A 24,711-nucleotide genomic window follows, 5' to 3' on the forward strand; every position below is an offset into this window, starting at 1 on the left:
GCGCAGGATCATGCTATTAAAATCTAAATTTTCTCCATCACACATTTCACTTTTCGCAGCCAGCTTACTATGCGGCTCTTACGCTCAAGCAGAGCTTCCTACAACGACAGAAACCACAGTTATTACGGCCAATCGAACGGCTATGTCAGTTGATGAAACTCTGGCTTCGGTAACCGTTATTACGCGTGAAGACCTTGAACGATCTCAGGTTCGTTCAACTCAGGAACTACTACGTCGATACGCGAATGTCACCATTAAAAACACTGGTGGGCGTGGTAAGCAGACCTCGATGTTCCTTCGCGGTACGGAGTCGACTCACACACTTTTCCTTATTGATGGGGTAAAAGTGGGGTCAGCAACCAGTGGGTTAACAGCCTTTCAAAACATCCCAGTCGATCAAATAGATCGTGTTGAAATTGTTAAAGGGCCGAGATCGAGCCTTTATGGGTCAGAAGCCGCTGGTGGTGTGGTACAGATTTTTACTCGTAAAGAACATCAGCAAGGCTTTACGCCATTTGTTCGAGTAGGTGCCGGTTCTGATGATACGAAAGAAATGGCTGTAGGTTTTGGGGCTCGAAACGATTATGCCTCTTTAAATGCTACATACAGCTATGAGGAAACCGATGGCATTGATACCTATAAAGGTTATGAGTCAGACGACGATGGTTTTGAAAACTCATCCTTAAGCGTCAACTCGGCAATGAATTTCTCTAAAGACACGGTGCTGACGTTCACTTATTTACAGTCTCACGGTCAGAATGAATTTGATGACACATTTTCCTTTTATCCAAACCAGGAAAGCAAAGACACTTTGCGTACCATTGGAGTGGGTCTGAACAGTCAAATCACCTCGGCATGGTCAACCGATGTTCAATTAGGGCGCAGTTGGGATAAGTCTCATACTTATGCGAATTATGTAAAGACATCGACTTATGAAACCCGTCGTGATTCTCTATCTTGGCTGAACCATGTGGCATTGTCTGATGTGTCGATGTTGACCCTTGGTTATGACTATCAGGAAGATCATTCTGTAACGACAGATAATTTTATTCAGAACGAGCGTTATAATCACGGTGTCTTCACACAGTTACAAACTGAGATCGAAGGTCACGACTTAGAAGCCAGTCTTCGATACGACGACAATGAACAGTTTGGATCTGAGCGAACAGGGAATCTGGCTTGGGGTTACAGCTTCGACAATGCCACTCGTGTTCGGGCTTCTTATGGAACGGCTTTCGTAGCGCCATCATTTAACTTTCTATATCACCCAGGATACGGCTTCTGCTGTTCAGGAAATCCGGACTTGAAGCCAGAGCAAACAGATACCTTTGAAATGGGTGTTGACGGCTCCATCGAATCGGTTGAGTGGTCTGCGACTTGGTTCAGAACTCGCGTTGAAGATCTAATCATTTCAGAAGCACCGGTTTATGTGCCAGAGAACGTAAGCAAAGCGCGAATTCAAGGCTTTGAGTTTGGATTCAATACCTACTTCTTTGATTGGGCCATTCGTTCAGAATTAACCTTGATCAGTGCGAAAAGCCGAAGTGGTGATACCTCTGGGAAACGTTTAATCAATCGACCAAAACAGACGTTGTCCGTCATGATGGATCGTGATTTTAATCGCTTTTCTTTAGGTGCGACGGTAATCGCTGAAAGCGAATCCTATGTCGATCAACAAAATACCGTGGCGCTTCCAGGTTATGCGACGTTAGATCTGCGTGCAGGGTATTTGATTACGGATGAGCTAAAGCTACAAGCCAAAGTCGAAAATATTCTTGAGCAGGAATACGAGTTAAGACGAGGCTATAACCAACCTGAGCTAACGTATTTAGTTTCTGTGACTTATCAGCCGTAGAGATCTATTTTTAACGTTATCGATCGTTAGTTTGAAAAAGCCGCTTGGTCATTGAGCGGCTTTTTCGTATCCGGTTCGTATCTGGCTTCTTATCTTGTAAGTCATTCCTTATAATGCTCGCCTTCTTTTATCGGTAATTCAGGACTGTTTATGAACCTTATGACGGTTGCCCTTGGGGTGGTGTGTTGGCTAATCGCCATTGTTTTTGGATATCGCAGCGTGAAGCACAAAGAAACGGATGGGCGTTTGAAAGTGATGAGAGCGACCTTAGGTGAAAAACGGGGTGTGATATTCTTTCGATTCACCTATGTTGCTATGCCGATCTTTATTGGTTCTATTATTATTGTGGCCGGGTTCCAGGGGTTAACCATTGCTGAATTCTTCATGGGAGAGCAATAACCTAGGCAGCTCTTCTAATCTTGAAGCGACTTCGACTCAGAGTAAGGTTTTAGGATAACGCAGGATGCTGAATACACTATCGACCTTGTTTCTTTTGCCGATTCTCTTACCGCAAGGGATCTATGTGCGCTTAACGACACCAAGACTGCCAGAAGCCAGTGGTGAGCGTGCAGGCGTGATTGGTGAAGGCAAGCTGCTCAAGGTTTTGATTTTGGGCGATTCAGCCGCGGCGGGTGTTGGGGCAGAGTGTCAGTCGCAGGCGTTATCCGGGCAATTGGTTGATCGGCTTAAGGAAAGCTATACCGTCGATTGGCGATTGGAAGCCTCTACCGGCGATAAAACATTGGATGTGATTGAGCGTCTTGAAGCTTTGGACGCGTTTGATGTGGACTTAGTGATCACATCAATTGGTGTAAATGACGTGACCAGTAGTGTGTCTCCGGCGGATTGGTATCAACAGCAACAACAGATGGTCGATCTGTTGCGCCAGAAGTTTTCGGTTCGTACTGTGTTAATGACACCCGTTCCACCCATGCATTTGTTCCCGGCGTTACCACAGCCATTACGCTGGTGTTTGGGGAATCGTGCGAATGAGTTGAACCATCGTATGAACGCTTTAATTCAAACTAATGTATTCTGTCATTTGATTGAACCAGGCTTTGAACTGGATCAATCCTTGATGGCAAGTGATGGCTTTCACCCAGGGCCAAAGCTTTATCAACAATGGGCTGAAGCCTTAACGTCTCATATCTACAAGCTTCAGCCTTAAGTTGACTGTCTTGGGCTGTGTTTAGTTGCGGTACAGTGTTTGGATAAGGTGGAAACCGAACTGAGTTTTTACCGGGCCATGGATTTCAAGAATGGCTTTCTTAAAGACGACCTGATCAAAGGCTTTTACCATCTGGCCGGGTCTGAACTCACCCAAGTCACCGCCTTTTTTGCCAGAAGGGCATTCAGAATACTTTTTCGCGAGTTTGGCGAAATCCTCACCTTGTTGAATGCGTTTTTTAAGCTTCTCTGCTTCCGCAGCGGTTTTCACTAGAATATGTCTTGCACAAGCGATCATTGACTTATCTCAACTATTGTTCGATTGGTCAGTATAACGCATCTGCTTTAAAGCCACTAACTGCCTGGTCTCAATGGGATTTTTACCATTTGATGCGACAATTTGTCGCAGTGACATACATACTTGATAAGAGATAATGCCACCCATGAATTCGACGCTGGAAAATATTACTCAAAACAAGAACCTAAGATTGCTGTTCCTACTCAGGAATGTGGCCATCGCCGGGCAACTTTTGTCCGTAACGATTGCTTATTGGGGCTTTAATCTTGAGATTGCTGTTAAGCCGATGCTGGTGGTTATTGGCTTATTGGCGTTGGTTAATGTTTTCACTGTTTATCGCCTGAAAAGTAAGGCTGACGGACTGACGTTAGGTCGGCACGAGGTCTTTATCCAATTGCTGATTGATGTACTGGCTTTATCAATCCTAATTTATTTTAGTGGCGGAATTTCTAATCCATTTATTGGTTTCTTTATTCTCCAGGTCGTGATTGCCGCGATTTTACTCGAACCTATCTACACCTGGTTAATTGTGGCGATTACAGGTTTTGCCTATTTGATTCTCTCTTACTTTAGCTATGACGTAGCAGGTCTTAATCACGGAACTCTTAATTACGGAACTCTTAGCCATAATACAATGACTATGAACGGTCATGCAGGGCATGCCGGTCATCAAATGAGTGAATCGCCGTTTAACCTGCATCTTCATGGTATGTTTTTGGGGTACGTGATTGTGGCGGTTTTGGTTGCGTTCTTTGTGGTTCGTATGGCTAACAATCTTAGAGAGCGTGATCAGGAAATCTATCGTATTCAACAACAAGCCTATTCCGAAACGGAAATTATGAAGTTAGGGATGTTGGCGGCAGGCGCAGCGCATGAATTGGGAACGCCATTAAATGCCATTCAATTGGCGACGGATGAACTGAAAGCCAGCCTAGAAGACAACACAGACGTTCAACCCACGCTTAATTTATTGTCTCGGCAGGTTTCTCGTTGTTGTCAGTCCGTGAATGACTTGATGACGGTTGTTCGACAGCCTCGTGCAATGAGTGCCTCTGAAGTAGAAATTAACCAGTTTCTGGAAACGCTTTCGGAAAACTGGAATCACTTGAATCCAACCAAAGAGCTGAACTGCCAATTGGATGAGACAAAAGATCTTAAAGTGGTGGCAGATAAACTCTTGTCTCAATCCATTATTAATCTGTTAGATAATGCCGCGCGTGTTTCTGACAAAGCTATTCAGCTAATCAGTCGTCGGACCGCCAAGAAGGTTGAGATTGTCGTTCAGGATTCTGGCCCTGGCATGCCGGAGCACGTTCAACGAAAGTTAAAAAATCACATGCCGGTGACAGATGAACAAGGTAATGTTCGTCTAGGTTTGTTCCTTGTAAATACGTTAGTTCAACGCATTGGCGGTGCATTAAGTTTTACCACTTCATCGTCTGGGAAGTCTCAGGTCGTGTTGTCTATCCCTGTGGCGGATAATGTTGAAAATAGAGGAGGGTCAGCACATGACTGATCAAGAGCAATCAATGGATTCCAGAGCGGATCTCAATGGTGATGATCATGATCAGCCTAGTGTATTGATTGTTGATGACGATCTCGATTTTTCAGAAATCCTAGCCTTGTCTTTCAAACGGAAAGGCTACCGCTACAAAATTGCGCACGATGTTGCGGAAGCAAAAGTTCTTATCGATCAAGAGCAGTTTGATTACGCGACGTTAGATCTGAGAATGCCAGGGCCCTCTGGGCTCACCCTGATTGAAGAGTTTGTCGAGAAAAGTCCGGGTGTACGCATCGTTGTGCTTACTGGGTATGCCGGTATTAATACCGCGGTAGATGCTATTAAGTTAGGCGCTGTACATTACTTAGCGAAGCCTGCATCTATCGATGAAATTATCACAGCCATGACGACCTATCAGGCGAACCCGGATCAACCGATTGCAGAAAAGCCGAACACCATAGGTATGTTGGAGTGGGAGCGTATTCAACAGGCGTTGGCAGATAACGATTTCAATATTTCTGCAACAGCGCGTCAGCTTGGTATGCATCGAAGAACACTGCAAAGGAAACTACAGAAGAAGCACTACCGAGAGTAGTTCGGAACCTCTAACACGTTCCAGATATCACCGTTAAAACATAGTTTTTACCAGTGCTTTATCGCACCGGTACGGGATTCCTTTTGCCTGAAAAAAGGTCTCCTTGAATTACTAAAGAAAAGAATTAAACAAATTAAGCACTTACAAATTTATCTTATGTTGATGGGGAAGCGTTATTATGATCAATAAACCGTATTTAGCGGCAGTGCCTCTGTTACTTTCCAGCGTGTTGCTTTCTAGTGAATCACTAGCTAATGAAGCTGCTCAGGAAGAGGTTAATCGCAGCCAGCATACCAAAACCATACAGATTATTGGTGTGGCTGAAGAGACTTCTATAGATACTCAACTAACACCTGAATCTTCTGCAATTACACATCCGATTAAAGACTCGGGTGAGTTGTTACGTTCTGTGAATGGTGTGACGGCGCTGCGTCGTGCAGGCCATGGCTTTGAGCCTATTATTCGTGGGCAACAGCAAGGTCAGATTAATATCTTGTCCGATGGTGGTTACATTGTCTCGGCATGTCCAAGCAGAATGGACCCAGCAACGAGCTACATCGGCATGGAATCGTTCGACAGTGTTACTGTTATCAAAGGCAACCGTTCAGTAATTTATGGCAGCGGTGGTTCGGGTGGTACGGTGGTGTTTGAACGTCAGCGTCCGATATTTGAAGATAAACCATATCAAGGAAAGATCACTCTAGGTCATACCGATAATTCGGAAGCAACCAGTGGTTCGATTGATGTTGCAGCTGGCGGCTCAATTCGAGGCAGTCAACAAGGGTTTGTTCGTGCTTATGCAGAGAAAACAGAATCCGGTCACTATGAAGATGGGAATGGCGATACCGTTTCTTCCGCGTACAAGTCTTCAATTCAAGGCCTCATGCTGGGCGCTGATGTTACTGAGTCTGATTACATTCAGCTTGGCTATGAGCAAAGTCGTCAGGATGATGTGTATTACGCGGGTAATGGTATGGATTCCCCGTACGCGGATGCAGATCATATTCGTGCGAAGTGGGTTCACGATGTCTCTTTAGGATTTGTCGACGATTTTGAGTTGAGTGTGTATCGCAGTGATGTAAACCATTTAATGGATAATTACACCGTTCGCGATCGCCGACCTGTGATGGGTATGCCTCCTATGCCTATGGGTATGGCTGCACCTTCCAGTACGGATAGCTGGGGTGGTCGTCTATTAGCGAATACTCATCTAGACTCTGCGGATTTGCGTTATGGTGCCGATTACCGCGCCAGTAATCAGGAGGCGACCCGTTATATGGATAACGACACTAATTATGGTAACGGTTTTGCCATGTCGACCTCCATTCTGTGGCCTGATGCTCAGCTAAGAAATACAGGTGTGTTTGGTGAAGTAGATTACTTCTTATCGTCTGAAGATACCTTACGTGCGGGCGTTCGTGTTGATCACTGGACGGCGGATGCGAAAGCAGCGGACGATACCTACAACATGATGCCTGCTCGTACACCGAATGAACTGTACGAAACCTATTACGGGTATGAGGCTGATAAGCGTTCTGAAACTGAAGTAAGTTTGGTTGTTGGTTGGGATCGCGCACTAAGCGATACGATGGCGTTGAATGTAAATTTGAGTCGTACCGCTCGTGCTCCTGAGGCGACTGAACTTTACATCGCTTCTGATAAAGAAATGATGGGCAATCAGAATGACTGGGTAGGTAACCCTGAAATTGATTTCGAAATTCATCATCAATTAGACGTAAGTTTAAGCCAATCAACTCGACAATATTCATGGTCGGCGACTGCTTTCTACGATCAGGTGGAAGACTACATTGAGCGCTATCAGGCGGGTACAGGAATGATTTCGATTCTTAAGTACCGTAATGTGGATGCAATGTTGGCTGGTCTAGAGCTTGAAGGTCAATACAAATTTACGGAAGAGCTGTCTTCTCGTGCGACACTGGCTTATACCCGTGGTATGAACACCGATGACAGTACGGATTTGTCTCAAATCGCACCGCTAGAAGCGCATTTGTATGCTGACTATAACACCGCAAAATGGGGCACAGGCTTTGAGTGGGTTGTTGCGGATGAGCAAACACATATCAGTGAAACCAGTGGCTATGATGCTGGTGAGACTTCCGGCTTTGGCGTTCTGCATTGGCAAGCACACTACAACGTGCTAGACGATCTAACAGTAAAAGCAGGCGTCGAAAACGTGTTCGATAAGGCCTATGCCTATCATGTAAACGCGGCAAAATCTGACCCATTCAGCTCGGATGCGGTACGTGTTAACGAGCCTGGTCGTCAATTCTGGATCAAAGGTGAGTTTGTTTTCTAAATTCTCTCATTAATTACAGTATCGGAGGCCCTTTTTGTTAGGGCCCCACCAAAACCGAATGATGAAATTTTCTTTAACTTGCTCTTAAGTTTCTCAGAGAATTTTGTTACTCGGTTTTTTATTTTTTGAGGAACTGATAACGCTATTTGATCTCTAATGGTGGCCTTAAACAATTTACGGTTTCTTTGTGCCATGGAGTTCTGCTTTAATGGGGTTAATAAAACTTGGACGTTAAAAATAAGGATGTCGGATGAGCAGTAATAGACGCTATCTCAGCATTGTCGATAACGGATTTCTGATCACGGAAACAGAAGATAGCCCAAAGCATATTGGGAGTTTATTAATTTATAGAAAGCCTGAAGGTGCCGATGACAATTTTGTTCATGCACTTTACAAGAAATGGCTTACTGTCAAAGAAGCTTACCCGCCATACAATCTTAAACTCAATATCACCAATCCTTTAACGCCTTTCTACACTGAAGACCCCGATTTCGACCCTGTGGATCATGTTGAATATTTGAAAATGCCTGAAGGCTCAAGCCGTGAAAAGCTTTATGCCAAGGTGTCTGAGCTTCATGAATCTTTAACAGATCGTTCTCTGCCATTATGGCGGTGTTATGTTATTGATGGGTTGAGTGATAATCGCTTTGCTGTCTATTTTAGAGGCCATCATTGCATGGTAGACGGCATTTCTGCCGGTAAAATTATGATGGAGTTTCATGCAAAGGATGCTGAAACTTTGGATCTACCACCTTTCTGGGCCATGCCGGATAATCCATACAACAAGAAATCGTCGCGCAAAAAACCTTCTATGATTGATCGTCTTAAAAATATGGCGACCAGTAATGTTAAAACGGCTGTAGGCATTTCGCGTATTTCAACGCAGCTTTGCCTTGAAGCGGCAGGGTTAACCAAGAACGCTATTTCTTTGCCCTTCACCTCATCTAAGTCGGCACTGACGGGTTCCATTACTTACAAGCGTTCTTTCTCAACGGCTTCCTTGCCGATGGATCGGGTGAGTAATCTTCAAAAGATTTCCCGTAACACGCTTAATCATGTGGCTTTAACCTGTTTGGATGGTGCGATTCATCGATATTTGGATCATATCGGCCGCCCATTAGATGAACCTTTGACGATCACTATGCCGGTGTCACTGAGACGTGAAGATGCCAAAGTGGGTGGCAATCAAATTGGCTTGGTTGCTACTAAGTTGGCAGATCGTACGGATGATCCAGTGATTCGTTTGAGAGAAATCGGTGTTTCTTTGCAGAGTATTCGTCATCAGATTGATACCTCTCCGGCAGCAAGTATTCAGGCTTATTCGCTATTAACCAATGGCTTCTCTCAGTTGATGGAGTCTGCCAAAGCGGCACAGTTCATTCCGGCGTTGTCTCATACCATCGTGTCAAATGTGCCTGGCCCGAAACAAACTTTGTATATGGAAGGTGCTGCGCTTGAAGAGTGGTACCCGGTAAGTACGCTAGGACCTGGCCACCGTTTGAATGTCACTATGTTCTCTTACGATGGGCAGCTGCATTTCGGTTTAATTGCTTCTAAAGATTATTTGCCGGATTTAAACGTGTTAGGTGGTTACATCTATGAAGCCTTTGAAGAGCTAGAAGCAGTGCTTCAGTCACCGGATATGGGAACGTCTTTGTTAGAAGCTAAACGTCAACACAGACGAGCCGAAACTCAATAATTCAGAGGATCCTTAGCTCTAGTTAATTACTGTCAGCAGGCTTCATTTCGATGGAGTTCTGCTTCTATAAATTGGTCTAATGCTGGCCGAAGCAGGCACTGACAACCCATTTCTACCAGCATCAAGTAGATGCCGCCAATCACGCGATTAATAAAGACCGTATCTGCGGAGGGTTGGAAGTCATTCCAATAAGGCAGTACGCTTTTCCATTCTTTCAGTACCTTTTTGTGCACGTTTGACTGTGCAAAGTCGAAGGGCTCTTCTTGTTCAAATGGCGCCATGAAGATATCCGTCCATAACTGATAAAAGTCATCGGGTATACGTTTGTTACTGGCGGCACGAACATTAAGATCCAATAATGCTTTATCTAGAACTTTGAAGTCTCGATTAATAGCACTGCTGAGGCAGTCCAAAAAGGCTTGTTTGTGCTTGGCTGAAATTGGGCTAACGCTTCCAAAGTCATACACAATCAAAGTGCCATCAGGTTTAAATGCGAAGTTTCCAGGATGGGGATCGCTGTGGAAACCGTCAAACTCAAACACTTGCCGGCCAATAAAGTGGAAGAGGGTGTGGCCAATTTTATTAATGATGTCTTGTGGAATCTGTTTAGGTACTTCCTTGATCGTAAGACCCTGTTCGAGGGTTGTGGTCAGTATACATTTTGTCGAATACTGGTCGATGACCTCAGGAATTATGATGTTTGAATCTGATTGGTGGAAGGTTCTGAAGCGTCTCAGTTGTTCAGCTTCTTCAATATAATCCAGTTCGCGTATTAGAGTTTCGGAAAGTTCTTCAAAAACCGCTTCCAGTGCGGAAGGATCAACTTTCAGTAAACCACCAAACTTTAATAATCGACGCAAATGTTTGAGATCAGATTTACATGCCTTTTCAACACCAGGGTATTGAATTTTCATGACCACTTCTTTGCCGTCATGAGTTAGTGCTTTATGGACTTGGCCAATTGAAGCTGAAGCTATCGGCTTTTTGTAAAACTCAGCGAAGAGGTTTTCAGGGTAGTCACCCAGTTCCAAAATGATTTGACGCTCGATGACGGAATAGTCCATTGACGGTGCTTGGTTTTGCAGCGCGGCTAGCTCTTCTGTGAATTCTTTAGGGAAGAGATGCTGCATTTGGGATAGCATCTGCCCAACTTTCATCGCAGCACCTTTAAGCTCACCGAGTGTTGTGACTACCTGTTTACCGATTTCTCTGTAAAGCTCACTCTTTGCGTCATCAGAACGGTGGGATTTTTGAAAACTGGAACGAATACGATTGCTGGCATATTTACCAACAATTGATGCCGTCATACCAGCAAGACGAGTGGCTCGCTTACGGTGGCTGATCCATTTGCCTTTATGTCGACTGTCTTGATCGTGTTCGCTCATAGTTATCCATACAAAGTAAATTAAACGTCGGCTTGTTCAGGATTCTCAAGTGCCAGGAACAGTTCTTCCAGCTTTCCACCCATTTGAGCCAGGGCAAAAATAGCTTCAGGCAATTGTTGTGCAAATACGGGAAGGCTGTCTTTAAGTAATTGTGGGTTTTCAGCGCGTTCAATGTTCAGATCTGGCGCTGCGAGTGTTGAAATCAAACCTAAAATTGAATAGACCTGATCTTCTAGGTTGAGATCACCACGCATACTTACATCTAGATTATTAAACTTTTCAATGGTTTCTTTCCATAGCCCCTCGATAGAGGTAAATGCAGTAATGAAGCCTTGGCAGAAATGTTCTAATTCCATACGCTCTACTGCGTCTTCTGACCATGAAAGGTTAACAATCGGTTTGCAAGTACCAGCCATGATATCATCAAAGGCTTCTTTGTAATGTTGAACCATATTCAGAATGATGGCTTGCATTTCAGTTTGCTTCTCTGCATTAGCTGACTCGCCGTTAAATACCATTGGTAACCATTGTTCGGTTGAAAGAAATGCAGGTGCTGAAAGTACACCATAGAGAAGACCAATAAACTGTGTGTAGTTTAATGTACCTTGAGGTCTGTCGCTGTGGTTTAGAAATTCTTTGAGGTTTTGACGATCCGTATCGGTCAGGGAAGGGAGTTGATCAGACATGATAAGCATCCTTTATTTTATAACTTTCTCTGACATCCAACGGGCATTCTCCTCTTCATTAAATATCAGAACTCTATTCCCAGAGTAGTGGAAAAGCCGATCCATGGCTATGGGTAGTCCTTTAAAATTCCTGTTTCACTTTGTCTGAAGCTTCTAATCTGCTTTAAATATGTCCGGGGTTTCAGCTCGATGGAAACCTTCAAAGGGCTCGCAATTTTCAGCTTTCGGAAGTGGCCACACGCGATTGCCTAAAGATGCGCCACCATCGATTCGAATAGAGGTTCCGTTGATGAAGGCTGCAGCCGGTGATAGTAGGAAACAGATCATGCCACTGATTTCAGATTCTGTGCCCATTCGCTTCATTGGAACGGCATCTTTCAGCTTAGGAATAATGGCTTTGAACGCCCCGTCGTAGGTATCCATACCGCTGGAGATAATCCAGCCCGGTGCAATAGCGTTGACTCGAACGCCTTTGTGCCCCCATTCAAAGGCAAGTGTCTTAGTAATGTTGTCCATTCCGGCACGGGCTGCCCCCGAGTGAATCATGCCTGGCATACCACCCCACATATCCGCGGTGATATTGACGATTGCGCCGCCGGTTTTCGACATGCTTTGATTGAAGACTTCTCGTGCAAACAGAAAACCACCCATCATGTTAGTCTTAACTACCGCTTCAAAGCCTTTTTGCTTTATCGTCGCCGCTGGCCCAGGGTATTGACCGCCTGCGTTATTGATGAGTCCATCAATTTTTGAGTGCGCAGCGAGCACATCTTTCACGACTTGAGCCACGGTTTCTTCTTCCCGAATGTCGCACTGGTAGTAGTCTGCTTTTCCGCCGTCAGCTTCGATCTCTTTTTGAACCCGTCCGAGCTTTTCTGTGTTTCTGCCAATCAAACTGACAGAGCCGCCTAACGCCGCAATTTCATGGGCCGTGCAACGTCCGATTCCACTGCCACCTCCTGTAACAATGAAATGCTTGTTTTTAAATATGCCTGGCCTTAGAACGCTGTCAAAACTCATGCTTACATCCTTTAATTGAGATAGGGCGATGTAAATCGGTTATTACATCTTCAGAGTTGAATTATGTTACCAAGCGGTCGCTTGGTTTTGAATGGCCGGTTTGTTCACTTTTACTGAAGAAAATGATCTTAAAAGCAAAGTAGGGCATAATGTTATGTTGTAACGATATTCCTTTTATTAGAACGGTTTGATTAGGGCGGTTATGAACGAAATTACTATCCAAACTCCAGACGATTGGCACTTACATTTCCGTGATGGAGACATGTTGAAAGAAACAGTTCCGGCGACAGCTCGTTGTTTTAAACGCGCCATTGTAATGCCGAATTTGGTTCCACCCGTAACGACCGCCGATATGGCAGACGAGTATCGCCAGCGTATTTTGGACGCGCGTCCGGCGGGTAGTGATTTTGAACCCTTGATGACCTTGTACCTTACAAACAGCACCACAGCCGATGACATTCGTGAAGCGAAAAAACGTGGCGTGATTGCAGCTAAGTTGTATCCGGCAGGTGCTACAACAAACTCTGATGCAGCAGTGAGTGCGCTAGAAGGTTTGTACCCAATCTTCGAAACCATGGCAGAAGAAGGCATGTTGCTATTGGTTCATGGGGAAGTAACGGACAATCACATTGATATCTTTGATCGTGAAAAAGAATTCATTGATCGTCACATGGCGCCAATCACCAAGCGTTTCCCACAGTTAAAAGTCGTGTTCGAACACATTACGACCAAAGATGCGGCTCAGTTTGTTGAGGCGGCTTCAGATAAAGTAGCTGCGACCATCACGCCTCAACATCTTTTGTTAAATCGCAACGATTTGTTGGTGGGGGGCATTCGTCCGCATAACTTCTGTTTACCAGTGTTGAAACGTAACATTCACCAAGAAGCTTTAAGAGCAGTGGTGGCTAAAGGGTCGAATAAGTTCTTCTTGGGGACTGATTCAGCACCGCATGAGAAACATCGTAAAGAATCTGCATGTGGCTGTGCTGGTTGTTACAGCGCTTGGTCGGCATTAGAATTGTACGCTCAAGTGTTTGAAGATTTGGGTGTTATTGAGAAGTTAGAAGGCTTTGCAAGCCACTATGGTCCGGACTTCTATGGGGTTGTGCGCAATGAAGGCACCGTGACTCTGGTTAAAGAAGAGTGGGTCATTCCGGAAGAAATTACCTTACCTAACGGCAATCCTATTGTACCGTTCTTCGCGGGGCAGGCCGTGAACTGGAAGGTGAAAGGTTAATCTCTTAATCTGTTTTTGGATTTAAAATCTCTAACCTCATAAGTTGCGCTTTTTCTAAGTGCGCCTTATGAGGTTTTCTTTGGAAGTTCCAGGCTAATCTTAAAGCCTATCTCATTTTCTCCTAGCGTTTGTTTTTCTACATAGATATGCCCGCCTAATCGAGTGACTAAGCCTTTGACTATGGATAACCCAAGCCCAAGGTTGGTACTTCCGGGGGTTCTGGCTTTGTCGGCACGGTAGAATGGCTCGAAAATATCCTTGATCTGGTCGTCACTCATTTCTTGGCTGTGATTGGTCACAGATAACTTGTGATGTTCCTTGTCCGATATTAGCGTTATTTCAATTTTGGTGTCTGGCTGACGATATTGAAGCGCATTGGATATCAGGTTTCTTAAGATGGTATTTAACCAGTTGTCTTTGGTATTAATGATGAACTTACCATCTTTAGGTGTGATGTTAAGTTCGATGCCCAAATCGGTTTGGTTCTCGAATTGAAGATCCTGAATTAAGGCATTCAGTGTCTCAAGCATATCTTCTCGATCTTCAAGGTTGGATTGCTTCTGTTCAAACAGTGGGAGTGTGAGGGTGTGTTTGATGATCTGTTCGAATTGCGTGATTTCTGTTTGGATTCGTTTGAACATGGCTTGGCCTTGCTCGCTTTGTAGATCTGTTTCTCCCTCGAGAAGCGCCAATGCCACTTGCATTCGACTGATCGGAGCACGTAATTCATGAGACATGTCTTGAATGAGTCGGCTTTGATGGTTGTAGGCATGTTTAAGCTGTTGTGTCATGCGGTCGAAGTCGCAAGCAAGTTCCGCAATCTCGTCTTTTCGCTTCTTGAATTGATCTGAAATCTGAACGTCTAAATCCCCATCGGCCAAAGCGTTGGTGGCCTTTTGCATGGCTTTTATTGGACGAGAAAAATTACGAGCCAATAAGTAACAGCAAACTCCGGTGAATAGGGCAATGATTAAGATGACGAGCCAAATGTTGTGTACCATGTGCCGAAACAAGTCACCGGGTCTTGGAGGATGATTAAAGATCAGCTTATAGCCTGAACCTTGGTAATCGGTAAGGTAGTAGCCAAAGAATACATTTCTCCCTTGGCGCTGTGCTACGGTTTTTTGTTCTTCAGTGATTTGGTCTGCAACTTCTTGAATATGTAGCGGAATAGGGCGGTTAAGTAGGTCTGAACTCTCTGAAAGCACATAGACTTTATGGGGTTCGATACGCTTATTTATTTTCATCGCCCAGGATTTGAGCCCACGTTCTCCGTGCCTTTGATAAGACATTTCTGCTTTGACTACAGCACGTGATAAGGGCGGTGGCAATTCATTAGATTCTGGTTTCGATAGCCGCAATATAATCACTGTGATCATGATGGTTAGAATCATCATCAGCCAGAAAGAAACGAATATTTTTCCGAATAGGGTGCGCATGTTGTTGATCTATTAGTTGTTGGTCTAATAAGAGTGTGCTGCGTGATCTGAAAGTAATTCTTCTTTGAAAAGATAACCTTGACCTCGGATGTTTGCTATGAGGTCTGGCGGCAAGCTTTCTCTGGACAGTTTTTTTCTTAGATTGCTGACATGGACGTCAATGGCTCGGTCGTACATCTCCAAAGGACGATTTAATACATCCAGTGTGAGCTGTTCTTTGCTGAGCACTTCACCTGGGTTCGACATGAATACAAACAAGAGTTTGAACTCTGCGCCAGTTAACTGGATAGGGTTCTCTTTATAGTAGGCTTCGTATCTTGATGGATTAATGTTCAAGCCTGCCATTTCAATGGAAGTTGGCTTAGTTGCAGTGTCATCAACGTTGTTGGTTGTCGCTTGTGTTCGTCTCAGGATGGCTTTAATTCGAGCAACCAGCTCTCTTGGATTACAAGGCTTGGCAAGATAGTCATCTGCGCCCATTTCGAGTCCGATGATGCGGTCGATGTCCTCGGTTTTAGCCGTTAGCATCAGTACCGGAAGCTGCGATTGCTTTCTAACTTCCTTGAGGGTTTCCAGGCCATCAAGCTCCGGCATCATGATATCCAGTATCATCAGGTCAGGTGTCTGTTGCTCTAGTCTTGAAAGGGCTTGTCGGCCATCGTAGGCACTTTCTACGTCATAACCTTGGCCAGATAAGTAACTGGATAGTAGTTCATTCAGTGTGACATCGTCATCGACGAGCAAGATAGTAGTCATAAGTTCTTATGTTAATTTCTGAAAAGATCTCGCTAATTTTAGCTTGTAATCTCTATTGAGGGTTATTTGCTTTACTCAACTTAACTATGGTGTAGGTGTTCAGCTTAGCCCTCATGAAGGGGGCTTTGAATTTCTATCGAAGTGAGGGAGCCTCTAAAGTCTTATTCTTTGCACATACTTTACATCCTCTTTACCTAGTTATGACCCACATTAACACTTAGGGAAATTAGACTGTGTTCATTGATTGGCCATGCACATGAATACAAACATAGCCGATTACAAATGAATTTTTTACCGAGGTGATGTATGAAAAAAGCAACTAAAGCAATCTTATTAGCGGGTGTTCTTACTTTGAGTCTTCCTGTATTGGCGTTTAGAGGTGGCATGGGTGATGGTTTTGACGGCAGACATCATGACCCAATGCAGAAGTTTGAGCGTATGAGCTTAATGTTGGATTTAACAGATGAACAGATTGCTCAAGTTCGTCCAGTCATTGAACAGCAGATGAAGGATAAGGTTGAACGTCACAATAGAAAAGACTCAATGCGAGACTTGCGTAAAGCCATTGATAATGGTGCCAGCCAAGCGGAAATTGAAGCCATAGCAGATAAAGCTGCAAGTGCTGTAAAACAGCGCATATTGGATCGCGCGAAGGTTATGAGCGCAATGAATCAAGTGTTAACGCCAGAGCAAAAAGAGAAACTGGAGAAGCTTAAATCTTTAAGGGAAAACCGCATGTCTCGCCATATGAAACACTAATATTTACTGGCTGTAGGTGGCAGCTCCTACAGCCTTTTTCTGGAATGTAACGGTTTGTGTCTTAATGTTGTTTCTTGTCGTGCCTGAAAGGAATTGCTGCCAAAAAACTCTATACTTCAGCTTTGGTTGTCATATATAAGTATGTACTAATTAAAATAACAATAAATAAGTACGAATCGTTTATGCCGTTGAAGCACCTAATTTGTTTTTGCCTTTTTTTCCTATGGATAGGGCAATCTACAGCCTCAGTACTTGCCCAAGACACGCATTCCAGTGTGCCTTTAAATGTGTATTTACAAGAATCACAAGTTATCGATGTTAGCTTTCAATATTTAGAAGACGTCAACTCAGAGTTTAATCTCTGGCAAGCGATGAGTGTTGATGACTCGGCTTGGACGCTTGTGAATGGTGGTGGCGGAAGCTTCGGCTTTTCTCATTCTACTTTTTGGTTAAGATTGGATGTTAAAAATGGCATGTCCGATCCTTCTAAAACCTTAGTCGTAGTGAATTATCCATTACTGGATTCATTGGATTTTTATCTGGTTCGAGGGTCTGATGTTATCAAAAGTAGTGAAGTTGGTGATTTACGACCTTTTTCCAATCGGGAAATTTATCACCCCAGTTTCGTCTTTCGTCTATCTCAGGAAGTAGCTGATGCTGATCGAGTGTATATACGAGTTCAGTCCCAAGGCACCATGGTTTTTCCTCTAGAGCTATGGCAGGAAAAACCGTTTTACGAACATACCTCTAAAGCAACCAGTTTTTATCTATTTTACTTCGGCGGAATGTTTATCGTTGTTCTGTTGAACTTTGCCATTTTTACCATGCTGCGTGAGCGGATTTATTTATATTACGCCTTAGCAAATACCGGTTATATGCTCTTTTTCGCGTGCATGAGAGGCTTTGCCAATCAATTGCTGTTCCCAGAGTGGCCAGAAGCTGGTAATCAATTATTGCTGACTGTATTGCCGATTATGTCGCTGTTTTCTTTGCTGTTTGCGCGCGACTTTCTTCAATCAAGGCAGCATGCGCCTAAACTGGATGTGTGTTTGAGAGTGATGATCGGTCTGGAGCTGATCAACTTCCTTTGTTCATTTGTTCTTTCATACGATGCGTCAATTCGGTTGTCTGCTATTGTTTCCGTACCTTTCTTTATCACCTTATTGATAGCAGGGCCGATTGTTTGGGCTGCGGGTAACAGGGCTGGTGCATTATTTACGTTTGCCTGGTCAATGCTAACGCTAGGCAGCATCATCACTCTAATGCGCTTTATGGGGATGCTTCCGGAAAACTTTATTACTCATTTTGGCATGCAAATTGGTTCGGGTGCAGAAGCGGTCATCCTGATGATTGCTCTGGCTTATCGCATCTATAACGAGCGCGAGGCCAAAATTTCCGCTCAGTTGGCCAGTATCGAGCAGGCGAAGCAAAAGCGCGATTCTCAAGAAGCGCTTGTACAAGCCATGTTGCATGATCCGGTAACCAAGCTACCAAACAGAAATCTGTTCGAAATGGCGTTTAACGAGCGCATTACGTCTCAGCCGGAAGGCGACTACATGGTATTTTTGATCCGTATCGAGCGATATATGGATATCAGTCGGACTTTGGGCTTAGCAACGGGTGAGTCGGTACTTCAGGCGCTAGCCGATCATTACAGTAAAGAGATTGCACGACTCAATGGCATAGTTGCTTTGGAGAATACTCCGACAGAAGCACATTACTTATGCAACTTCTCCGGTGATACCTTTGGTGTGATGCTGGATTTGTCAGAGATTCTTCCGAATTCTAAACAGCATTTGAAATTCATCGATATGCTCAAAAAGCCCTTCGAGTTCGGAGGGTTGAGTTTGGATCTGAATCCTAAATTTGGTGCAGCTCGCTACCCAAAACATGGCCATGATGCTGAAGAATTGATTCGTAATGCGATTGTAAGTATTGAGACTAAGAAGACCAATCGGTTAGGTATCAGTTTCTATTCGGAAGAGCAGGATATTTATCATGAAGGTCGTCTGACTTTAATGTCGAACTTAAGGGAAGATCTTCAGAAAGATGCGCTTGAGTTGTTCTATCAACCAAAGTTGGCCTCGGATTCCGGTGCTGTGGTTGGTATGGAAGCTCTCATTCGCTGGAATCATGAACAGTTAGGCTTTATTCCGCCCGATGAGTTTATTCCCTTGGCTGAAGAGACCGGTGTTATCTCAAGACTGACCCGCTGGGTAATTCGTAGAGCATTGATGGACTTTATCGTGTTTCGTGAGGGTGGATATGAAGGCGATATATCGGTCAATATCTCGGCCAGAAATCTCTCCGAAAGTGATTTGCCAGAGTTTTTAGCGCAATGCTTGAATGAGTTTGGTGTACCTGCAAACAAGGTTACTCTGGAATTAACTGAGACAGCGGTAATGGAAGACCCTGAATCAGGTATTGTGGCGTTGAAAGCTCTGACTGATATTGGGATTAATCTGTCTATTGATGATTTTGGCGCGGGGTATTCGTCGCTGTCTTACTTAAAACGTTTGCCAGCCACTGAAATTAAGTTGGATCGTTCGCTGATTACAGATATTTTGGAGTCCGAGAGTGATCGTGTGATTGTTCAGACATCCATCGATATGGCGCATAACTTGGGATATGACTTGGTGGCGGAAGGCGTTGAAACACAAGAGGTTTTGGATCTTCTCAAGAGCATGCGATGTGACAAAATGCAGGGCTATTATCTCAGTCGGCCATTGAACCGAGAAAATATGCAGCGATGGCTTTCGGAGTTACAAGCCGAAGCGTCGTAAGCTGAAAAATCAAACCTATCTTTGGCTGTCTTGAGATAGCGCGTATAAAGATAGGCTTGATCGAACTGATTTTGCAGAAGCTGCAAATAATGCTGTAAAACTCCATAAAACTTAATCTCTATCCTTTTTCTTCACTTGTTCCTCGCAGTTAATTTAGGCTCGGTAATCGCATTGATGAGTTGCGTCAGGTGATCAGTGCTGGACTGGCTCCACCAAAACCAATTTCATGTCCAATTTGCGAAACATTTGATGCACTTTGTCTTGCACATCCAGGATGTTGTCTCCTTGAACACGGAAGCGGAATTTTGTGCCTTTCTGGGTAAATGCGTTCACTCTGTACATTGCTTTCTCCTATCGACGATGTCGTTGTCAGTTGATAGGATTCAGTTTATGAGTTGAAACGACATAAATTGTCGTCGAAAGGAATGAAATGAAAACTTTTTTACGAAGAATTGCAATTCTTGAGTTACTTAGAACTCAGAGACGATTTTTATCTACGGAAGACGTGTTGTCATTTTTGATAAATGAAGGCTATGTCGATGAGGCGTTACCGCAAGGTACGCTTATGAGAACCGTACAGCGTGACTTGAACTTTCTCTGGGGTGAGGAAGATGATGAGGGTATAGCTGATAATGAGTTCGGACTGGAAAAAGTGCGGGGTGATGGAAAGTCGCTTAAGTGGCGATTAGATCCCTACAACGACATCAGTTATGACTTTGAAAAGATGCCTCAGAATATGGCGGTAGCTTTTGCCATGGTTCAAAAGCATTTATCTGATTTGTTACCTCGGAATACTCATCAAGAGTTAACTCGTTTATTCAGTGCCGCTGAAACGCGTCTAAACCAATCAAACAAAGGTTTATCTTCAAAAGATTACTACCGCTTCAAGGATTCCATTGAGTTCTATCAGCGAGGACAAACCTTACAGGCGGCGCAGTTTGATATTTCGCACCTGGATACAATTTACCGGGCTATTATCCAAAGAAAGCAATTGGGCTTTGAATACCGTGGCAAAATTTATCGTGTTCATCCGCTAGGTGTGGCGATTTTATTGCCCAAGCTTTATCTCGTAGCCATTAAGCAGGGCGATGTTATCGAGGTCAGCTCCTGTCGAAGTTTCCTCGTTCATAAGATTGATGCTGTTTGGTTGGAGCAAAACGCATTAGAAATACCGGACGGCTTTTCGCTTGAGGCGTATCTGAAGTCGGGTGGAATGGATGTCTATATCAACCAAGATAATCAAACCTTCGTGCTTGAGCTCTTGATTCAGACGGGTAATGAACGATTGATTGAGGACCTTCAAGAGTCACCGATCAGCTCTGATCAAATCCTTGAATTGTCAAAGAACGGGTCGACCAAGCTGACCGCTACCGTTCGAAGAACCATTCAGCTCAGAAACTGGTTATTATCGATTGCATCTGTCTCTGAAGTGATTACACCTGAAGAGATCCGAAGTGATGTTTTGAACTTTCTAAAAAGCTCGCTTTCTCAATACGAGAGCAACTGACCTGTACTTTGGTATGACTCTTCTTAATGTGCTTAATACGGGTTTTAAAAGGTGGCTATTTGGTCAATAATTTAAAGGCTTTATGCAAACTTTAACAAGGGGGAAGGAATGGCATTTTTCAAATCAACGCGTAATTTCATACGAAGCTTTGCAGTGTTGGTAATGGCGGCTTGGTTGTCTGCTTGTGCAACCGTAGGAAAGGATTTTTCTGAAACAAAAATAAATCAATTAGTAATCAATTCGACATCACAGCAAGAAGTTAAGGCCCTGTTTGGTTCGCCTTGGCGAGTAGGTTCTGAAAGTGGTCAAACGACTTGGACTTATGGTTTATATAAGTACAGTGCCTTTAATCCCAGTGCAACTAAAGACTTAGTTATTCGATTCAACAAAGATGGTTCAGTGGCGTCCTATACCTTCAATACCACTGAACATAACGAATAACATAATAAGAGCAAACTTGAATTTTGATTGAGTAATCTATGGATCTTAACTTTATCAGCCTGACTGTATTGGCTGTTTTTATTCCGACGTTTTTCTTTGTCTCTATTACGCCAGGGATGTGCATGACACTAGCAATGACTATGGGCATGACGATTGGTGTTCGCAGAACCATGTGGATGATGTCGGGTGAATTGATCGGTGTTGGTTTGGTGGCAACACTGTCCGTGGTTGGAGTTGCAGCGGTTATGCTGAATTATCCTGCTGTTTTTGATGTGTTTAAGTATCTCGGTGGTGCGTATCTTGGCTATCTTGGCCTACAGCTCTGGCAATCCAAAGGGAAGATGGCATTAAATCATGACGGTTCTCATAACTTTGACGTGAGTAGGCAAGAACTTGCTTTGCAAGGGTTTGTGACAGCTGTGGCGAACCCGAAAGGCTGGGCGTTCTTTGTAGCTTTGCTTCCTCCGTTCATCGATGTAAATCGAGAAATGGCACCTCAACTGATTATTCTTCTGTCTTTGATTTTGTTGTTGGAGTTGTTGTGTTTATTTCTTTACGCAGCAGGCGGCAAGACGGTGAGTCATCTTTTACAGAGTGCGGATAATGTAAAAGTGGTGAATCGTTTAGCTGGGACGTTAATGATTGGTGTCGGGATTTGGTTGGCGCTTGGCTAGCGGCTAGCTAGTTGCTATTTAGGAATAAATCATTAGGACAAAAAAAGAGCTGACAATTGGTCAGCTCTTTTTGTTTTAGGTATGTTGCGCTTATTCAGCGGTTCCCTAGCTTTCAATACCTATGATGTACCAAGGTGCATTTGGTTCTTTTAGATCTCGTTCAAGATGCCAGATGTCAGTAATGTCTTCTTCAACACCTTCGACTGTATCTTTGTATCGACCAGAGAACTTGATGCTTACTTGAGCGGTACCAAACACTTGGTGAGCGCGAACTAAGTCAGCATCGATATACATGACTTCAGTATGTTGCTCTTCTGTTAGCTGCTTTCTTTCTGCGATCAGCTCTTCGGCTAGATTTGGGCTGGTATATTCAGCGATTACGTCAAAGTTGCCTGTGTTCCACGCTTCTTGAAGTGTACGATAGTGATCACAAGCACCGCTTAAGAAACCGTTCAGATCAAAGCCAGGAGGAAGATCTAATGGCACTTCGTCCGTGGTATTTTTCTCTTCTTGAGCTGAGGTACTACCAAAAGAAGGCTGTGAATTTGGTGCTTCAAAATGTTGATGTGACTGGTTTGGCTGATTTGAGTAGGGAGCGCTGCCAGCGTAAGCACTTCTCTGCATTGATGAGGCCTTTGCTTGGCTCATGCCTTTGAAGAGTCGATAGGCAACGAACGCAATAAGAGCAACGATAAGAATATCCATAAACTGGATGCCTTCAAAGGCGCCACCAAATAACGCGGCAATTAGACCGCCAGCAAGTAAACCACCTAGAAGACCGCCCATAAGGCCTTTGCCTTTGGAGCTTTTTGCTTGTGCATTTTGTTGTGAAGAACTCGCAGTTTGAGAAGTGTTATTTTTATTATCTACTACAGGTTTTTTAGCCGGAGCTGTTTTAAACAGTTTTCCGTAGGACTTTCCGCCACCAAACTTTTTAGCTTCTGCTTCTAGGGGTGCCAGAGCAAAAGAGAAGGCGAATACAACAGCAAAAATTGCCCAGATATTTCTCATAATAGTTACTTTTCCTATAACTGCTTTCCATAAAGAGGAGTTTGCATCCTAACGAGATTGTCTAACATGTCAAATTCTTTCGGGTTCTATGGTTAGGCCGAAAACTCTGTTAACTCCTTTAAGTAGATTCAGATAAAATGCCTTCAGATTCATCAAAGCTAAGACGTTATGAACTCCGAAATGTTACAAATAGAGCAGTCTACTCGGGATTGGGTAGAGCAAGTAATTGTTGGATTTAACTTTTGCCCATTCGCTAAACGAGAAGTGGTAAGGGATAGTATCCGTTATAAGATTATTGATTATCCGAAGAGTAAGAAAAGTGCTTTTTTTGATGCGCTCGATGCTTTGAAAAGCGAATTTGAATATTTGGATCAGAATGAAACAACCGAAACGACGCTGGTTGTGTTCTCTGATCTTTTGTCTGACTTTGATAGCTTTTTGGACTTCTTACACTTTGCTGAAAAGTTATTACTGGATGAAGGATATGAGGGCATTTATCAGCTTGCGCACTTTCATCCCGAGTACTGCTTTGAAGGTGAGGCGTATGATGACCCTGCTAATTACACCAACCGTTCACCGTATCCAACCTTACATATCATTCGTGAAGCCACAATGGAGCAAGTGTTGTCTCGGATAGAGAATCCTGAAGAGATTCCTGAGAGAAACATTGAGTTTGCTCGTGAGCTTGGGAATCAAAAGCTAGCAGCTATTCTCCACGCTTGTTTAACTGGAGAAAAGTCTAAGAAATAATTCTCTGTGCCTGTGTTGTTAAACAACTAATATGGACATTCTTATGGCGAAAATGGATTTTATTCTTTTGCGGTGCCTTGTGCTGCGTAAATGATGACATGTTTGAATTCATCAAATCTTTCCAGAGGCGGGAGTGTTTCTGCGTGGCCTTCTGAAAAAGCTTGATAGCCATCTACATCCAGATTTTTGACTCGGGAATCTGCCATTAATATCGATTGGCAGTTCTTCCTTAGTTCTGTAAGAAGCGGGATATTATCTCTGTCGTAGAGAACGTCAGCAGCAAGAATGATGTCAGGTGTATCCATCTTTTGAATCAGCTCAAAAAAGTCGTCACTAAACTCAATTCCGACATTGTTGAGTTCGGCGTTGGCTTTACAGCTCATAATTGCATCTTCATCAATATCACAAGCAATGACGCGTTTGGCCCCGAATTTCGCGGCGGCAATGGCAGCAATACCTGAACCGGCACCGAAATCCACAACAACTTTATCTCTCACTGTTTCAGGGTGCTCTTCAATGTATTTAGCCATGATCTGACCGCTGGCCCAGCAAAAACACCAATAGGGCGGCGCTTCCCAAATGACTCTGACTTCTTCCGGGCTAAAAGGGCGATCCATATTGGAATCATTCAGTAACCACAGTTTTAACCATGGTGTAAGTGGCATCTTGGATTCTATGAGCTGCGCTGTCGGAAGGCTGTAATGAAGTCGTTGAGTTAGATCAGATAAATACTCGGTCATAGGTCTGCTTGAGTCTTTAGGTAAATGTCTATACTGGATTAAGGAACCGTTAGATGCGCCTGTTAAGGGCGGTGAATTATAACCAGATTTT

The 24,711-nt window shown here is 43.8% G+C and carries 23 protein-coding genes; 14 read left to right on the forward strand and 9 right to left on the reverse strand.

All coding sequences use genetic code 11. From position 1 onward, the window contains the following. Nucleotides 1-10: 10 nt before the first annotated feature. The 3 genes from ACFOEK_RS10895 (at nt 11) to ACFOEK_RS10905 (ending at nt 3,023) form a co-directional block, all read left to right on the forward strand. Entirely contained in the window at nt 11-1,855 is a 1,845-nt protein-coding gene (locus tag ACFOEK_RS10895) for a TonB-dependent receptor domain-containing protein (protein ID WP_386720475.1), read from the forward strand. 150 nt (nt 1,856-2,005) lie between these two features. Next, nucleotides 2,006-2,254: a hypothetical protein gene (locus ACFOEK_RS10900; RefSeq protein ID WP_386720478.1), complete on the forward strand. Its 249-nt coding sequence runs from the start codon at nt 2,006-2,008 to the stop codon at nt 2,252-2,254. Between the two features lie 64 nt (nt 2,255-2,318). Beyond that, nucleotides 2,319-3,023: an SGNH/GDSL hydrolase family protein gene (locus ACFOEK_RS10905; RefSeq protein WP_386720481.1), complete on the forward strand. Its 705-nt coding sequence runs from the start codon at nt 2,319-2,321 to the stop codon at nt 3,021-3,023. A 21-nt stretch (nt 3,024-3,044) separates the two neighbouring features. Here the strand turns inward: ACFOEK_RS10905 and ACFOEK_RS10910 are convergent, their stop codons facing one another. After that, the gene (locus ACFOEK_RS10910; RefSeq protein WP_386720484.1) at nt 3,045-3,320 is read right to left on the reverse strand and encodes a peptidylprolyl isomerase; all 276 of its coding nucleotides are present in this window, start codon (nt 3,318-3,320) and stop codon (nt 3,045-3,047) included. Nucleotides 3,321-3,465: 145 nt separating this feature from the next. Between ACFOEK_RS10910 and ACFOEK_RS10915 the strand changes: the two genes are divergently transcribed. From ACFOEK_RS10915 to ACFOEK_RS10930, 4 genes are all read left to right on the forward strand, one after another. Continuing rightward, entirely contained in the window at nt 3,466-4,836 is a 1,371-nt protein-coding gene (locus ACFOEK_RS10915; RefSeq protein WP_386720487.1) for an ATP-binding protein, read from the forward strand. Further along, on the forward strand, nt 4,829-5,416 hold the full coding sequence (locus ACFOEK_RS10920) for a response regulator transcription factor (protein ID WP_386720490.1): 588 nt from the start codon (nt 4,829-4,831) through the stop codon (nt 5,414-5,416). The genes ACFOEK_RS10915 and ACFOEK_RS10920 overlap by 8 nt, the downstream gene beginning before the upstream one ends. Nucleotides 5,417-5,594: 178 nt before the next feature. Then, nucleotides 5,595-7,733, forward strand: a complete 2,139-nt coding sequence (locus ACFOEK_RS10925) for a TonB-dependent copper receptor (RefSeq protein WP_386720493.1) — start codon at nt 5,595-5,597, stop codon at nt 7,731-7,733. Nucleotides 7,734-7,983: 250 nt separating this feature from the next. Beyond that, a complete protein-coding gene (locus ACFOEK_RS10930; protein WP_386720496.1) occupies nt 7,984-9,432 on the forward strand; it encodes a wax ester/triacylglycerol synthase family O-acyltransferase in 1,449 nt (482 codons plus the stop codon). Between the two features lie 32 nt (nt 9,433-9,464). Here the strand turns inward: ACFOEK_RS10930 and ACFOEK_RS10935 are convergent, their stop codons facing one another. The 3 genes from ACFOEK_RS10935 to ACFOEK_RS10945 all read right to left on the reverse strand — a co-directional run bounded on the left by ACFOEK_RS10935 (nt 9,465) and on the right by ACFOEK_RS10945 (nt 12,523). Further along, nucleotides 9,465-10,817: an ABC1 kinase family protein gene (locus tag ACFOEK_RS10935; RefSeq protein ID WP_386720499.1), complete on the reverse strand. Its 1,353-nt coding sequence runs from the start codon at nt 10,815-10,817 to the stop codon at nt 9,465-9,467. 20 nt (nt 10,818-10,837) lie between these two features. Continuing rightward, nucleotides 10,838-11,503: a UPF0149 family protein gene (locus tag ACFOEK_RS10940; protein WP_386720501.1), complete on the reverse strand. Its 666-nt coding sequence runs from the start codon at nt 11,501-11,503 to the stop codon at nt 10,838-10,840. Between the two features lie 153 nt (nt 11,504-11,656). Further along, nucleotides 11,657-12,523, reverse strand: coding sequence for an SDR family oxidoreductase (locus tag ACFOEK_RS10945; RefSeq protein ID WP_386720504.1), 867 nt, complete (start codon nt 12,521-12,523; stop codon nt 11,657-11,659). A gap of 202 nt (nt 12,524-12,725) precedes the next feature. On the opposite strand from ACFOEK_RS10945, the gene pyrC reads away from it, so the two are divergent. Next, the gene (gene pyrC, locus ACFOEK_RS10950; RefSeq protein ID WP_386720506.1) at nt 12,726-13,760 is read left to right on the forward strand and encodes a dihydroorotase; all 1,035 of its coding nucleotides are present in this window, start codon (nt 12,726-12,728) and stop codon (nt 13,758-13,760) included. 65 nt (nt 13,761-13,825) lie between these two features. On the opposite strand, the gene ACFOEK_RS10955 is transcribed toward pyrC, so the two are convergent. Together ACFOEK_RS10955 and ACFOEK_RS10960 are read right to left on the reverse strand one after the other, a co-directional pair. Then, nucleotides 13,826-15,199 carry a HAMP domain-containing sensor histidine kinase gene (locus ACFOEK_RS10955; protein WP_386720509.1) on the reverse strand — a complete coding sequence of 458 codons (1,374 nt, stop codon included), beginning with the start codon at nt 15,197-15,199 and terminating at the stop codon, nt 13,826-13,828. Between the two features lie 24 nt (nt 15,200-15,223). Continuing rightward, on the reverse strand, nt 15,224-15,955 hold the full coding sequence (locus tag ACFOEK_RS10960) for a response regulator transcription factor (RefSeq protein ID WP_386720512.1): 732 nt from the start codon (nt 15,953-15,955) through the stop codon (nt 15,224-15,226). Nucleotides 15,956-16,261: 306 nt separating this feature from the next. Here ACFOEK_RS10960 and ACFOEK_RS10965 point away from each other — a divergent pair, with 306 nt between their 5' ends. Beyond that, nucleotides 16,262-16,714, forward strand: coding sequence for a Spy/CpxP family protein refolding chaperone (locus ACFOEK_RS10965; RefSeq protein WP_386720515.1), 453 nt, complete (start codon nt 16,262-16,264; stop codon nt 16,712-16,714). Nucleotides 16,715-17,001: 287 nt separating this feature from the next. Further along, nucleotides 17,002-19,497: an EAL domain-containing protein gene (locus ACFOEK_RS10970; protein ID WP_386720518.1), complete on the forward strand. Its 2,496-nt coding sequence runs from the start codon at nt 17,002-17,004 to the stop codon at nt 19,495-19,497. Nucleotides 19,498-19,689: 192 nt separating this feature from the next. On the opposite strand, the gene ACFOEK_RS10975 is transcribed toward ACFOEK_RS10970, so the two are convergent. After that, nucleotides 19,690-19,839, reverse strand: a complete 150-nt coding sequence (locus ACFOEK_RS10975; RefSeq protein ID WP_386720521.1) for a hypothetical protein — start codon at nt 19,837-19,839, stop codon at nt 19,690-19,692. A gap of 88 nt (nt 19,840-19,927) precedes the next feature. Here ACFOEK_RS10975 and ACFOEK_RS10980 point away from each other — a divergent pair, with 88 nt between their 5' ends. From ACFOEK_RS10980 to ACFOEK_RS10990, 3 genes are all read left to right on the forward strand, one after another. Next, nucleotides 19,928-21,004: a helix-turn-helix transcriptional regulator gene (locus ACFOEK_RS10980; RefSeq protein WP_386720524.1), complete on the forward strand. Its 1,077-nt coding sequence runs from the start codon at nt 19,928-19,930 to the stop codon at nt 21,002-21,004. A gap of 108 nt (nt 21,005-21,112) precedes the next feature. Further along, a complete protein-coding gene (gene bamE / locus ACFOEK_RS10985) occupies nt 21,113-21,445 on the forward strand; it encodes an outer membrane protein assembly factor BamE domain-containing protein (protein ID WP_386720527.1) in 333 nt (110 codons plus the stop codon). A gap of 38 nt (nt 21,446-21,483) precedes the next feature. Beyond that, nucleotides 21,484-22,119, forward strand: coding sequence for a LysE family translocator (locus tag ACFOEK_RS10990; RefSeq protein WP_386720530.1), 636 nt, complete (start codon nt 21,484-21,486; stop codon nt 22,117-22,119). A gap of 105 nt (nt 22,120-22,224) precedes the next feature. Here ACFOEK_RS10990 and ACFOEK_RS10995 read toward each other — a convergent pair whose 3' ends face one another. Next, nucleotides 22,225-23,130: a Tim44 domain-containing protein gene (locus ACFOEK_RS10995; protein ID WP_386720533.1), complete on the reverse strand. Its 906-nt coding sequence runs from the start codon at nt 23,128-23,130 to the stop codon at nt 22,225-22,227. Between the two features lie 168 nt (nt 23,131-23,298). Here ACFOEK_RS10995 and ACFOEK_RS11000 point away from each other — a divergent pair, with 168 nt between their 5' ends. Further along, nucleotides 23,299-23,880: a DUF1415 domain-containing protein gene (locus ACFOEK_RS11000; protein WP_386720536.1), complete on the forward strand. Its 582-nt coding sequence runs from the start codon at nt 23,299-23,301 to the stop codon at nt 23,878-23,880. Between the two features lie 59 nt (nt 23,881-23,939). On the opposite strand, the gene ACFOEK_RS11005 is transcribed toward ACFOEK_RS11000, so the two are convergent. After that, nucleotides 23,940-24,620, reverse strand: a complete 681-nt coding sequence (locus tag ACFOEK_RS11005) for a class I SAM-dependent methyltransferase (protein WP_386720539.1) — start codon at nt 24,618-24,620, stop codon at nt 23,940-23,942. Nucleotides 24,621-24,711 lie beyond the last annotated feature (91 nt).

The organism is Litoribrevibacter euphylliae, assembly GCF_042646085.1.
Taxonomy (GTDB): Bacteria; Pseudomonadota; Gammaproteobacteria; order Pseudomonadales; family Litoribrevibacteraceae; genus Litoribrevibacter; species Litoribrevibacter euphylliae.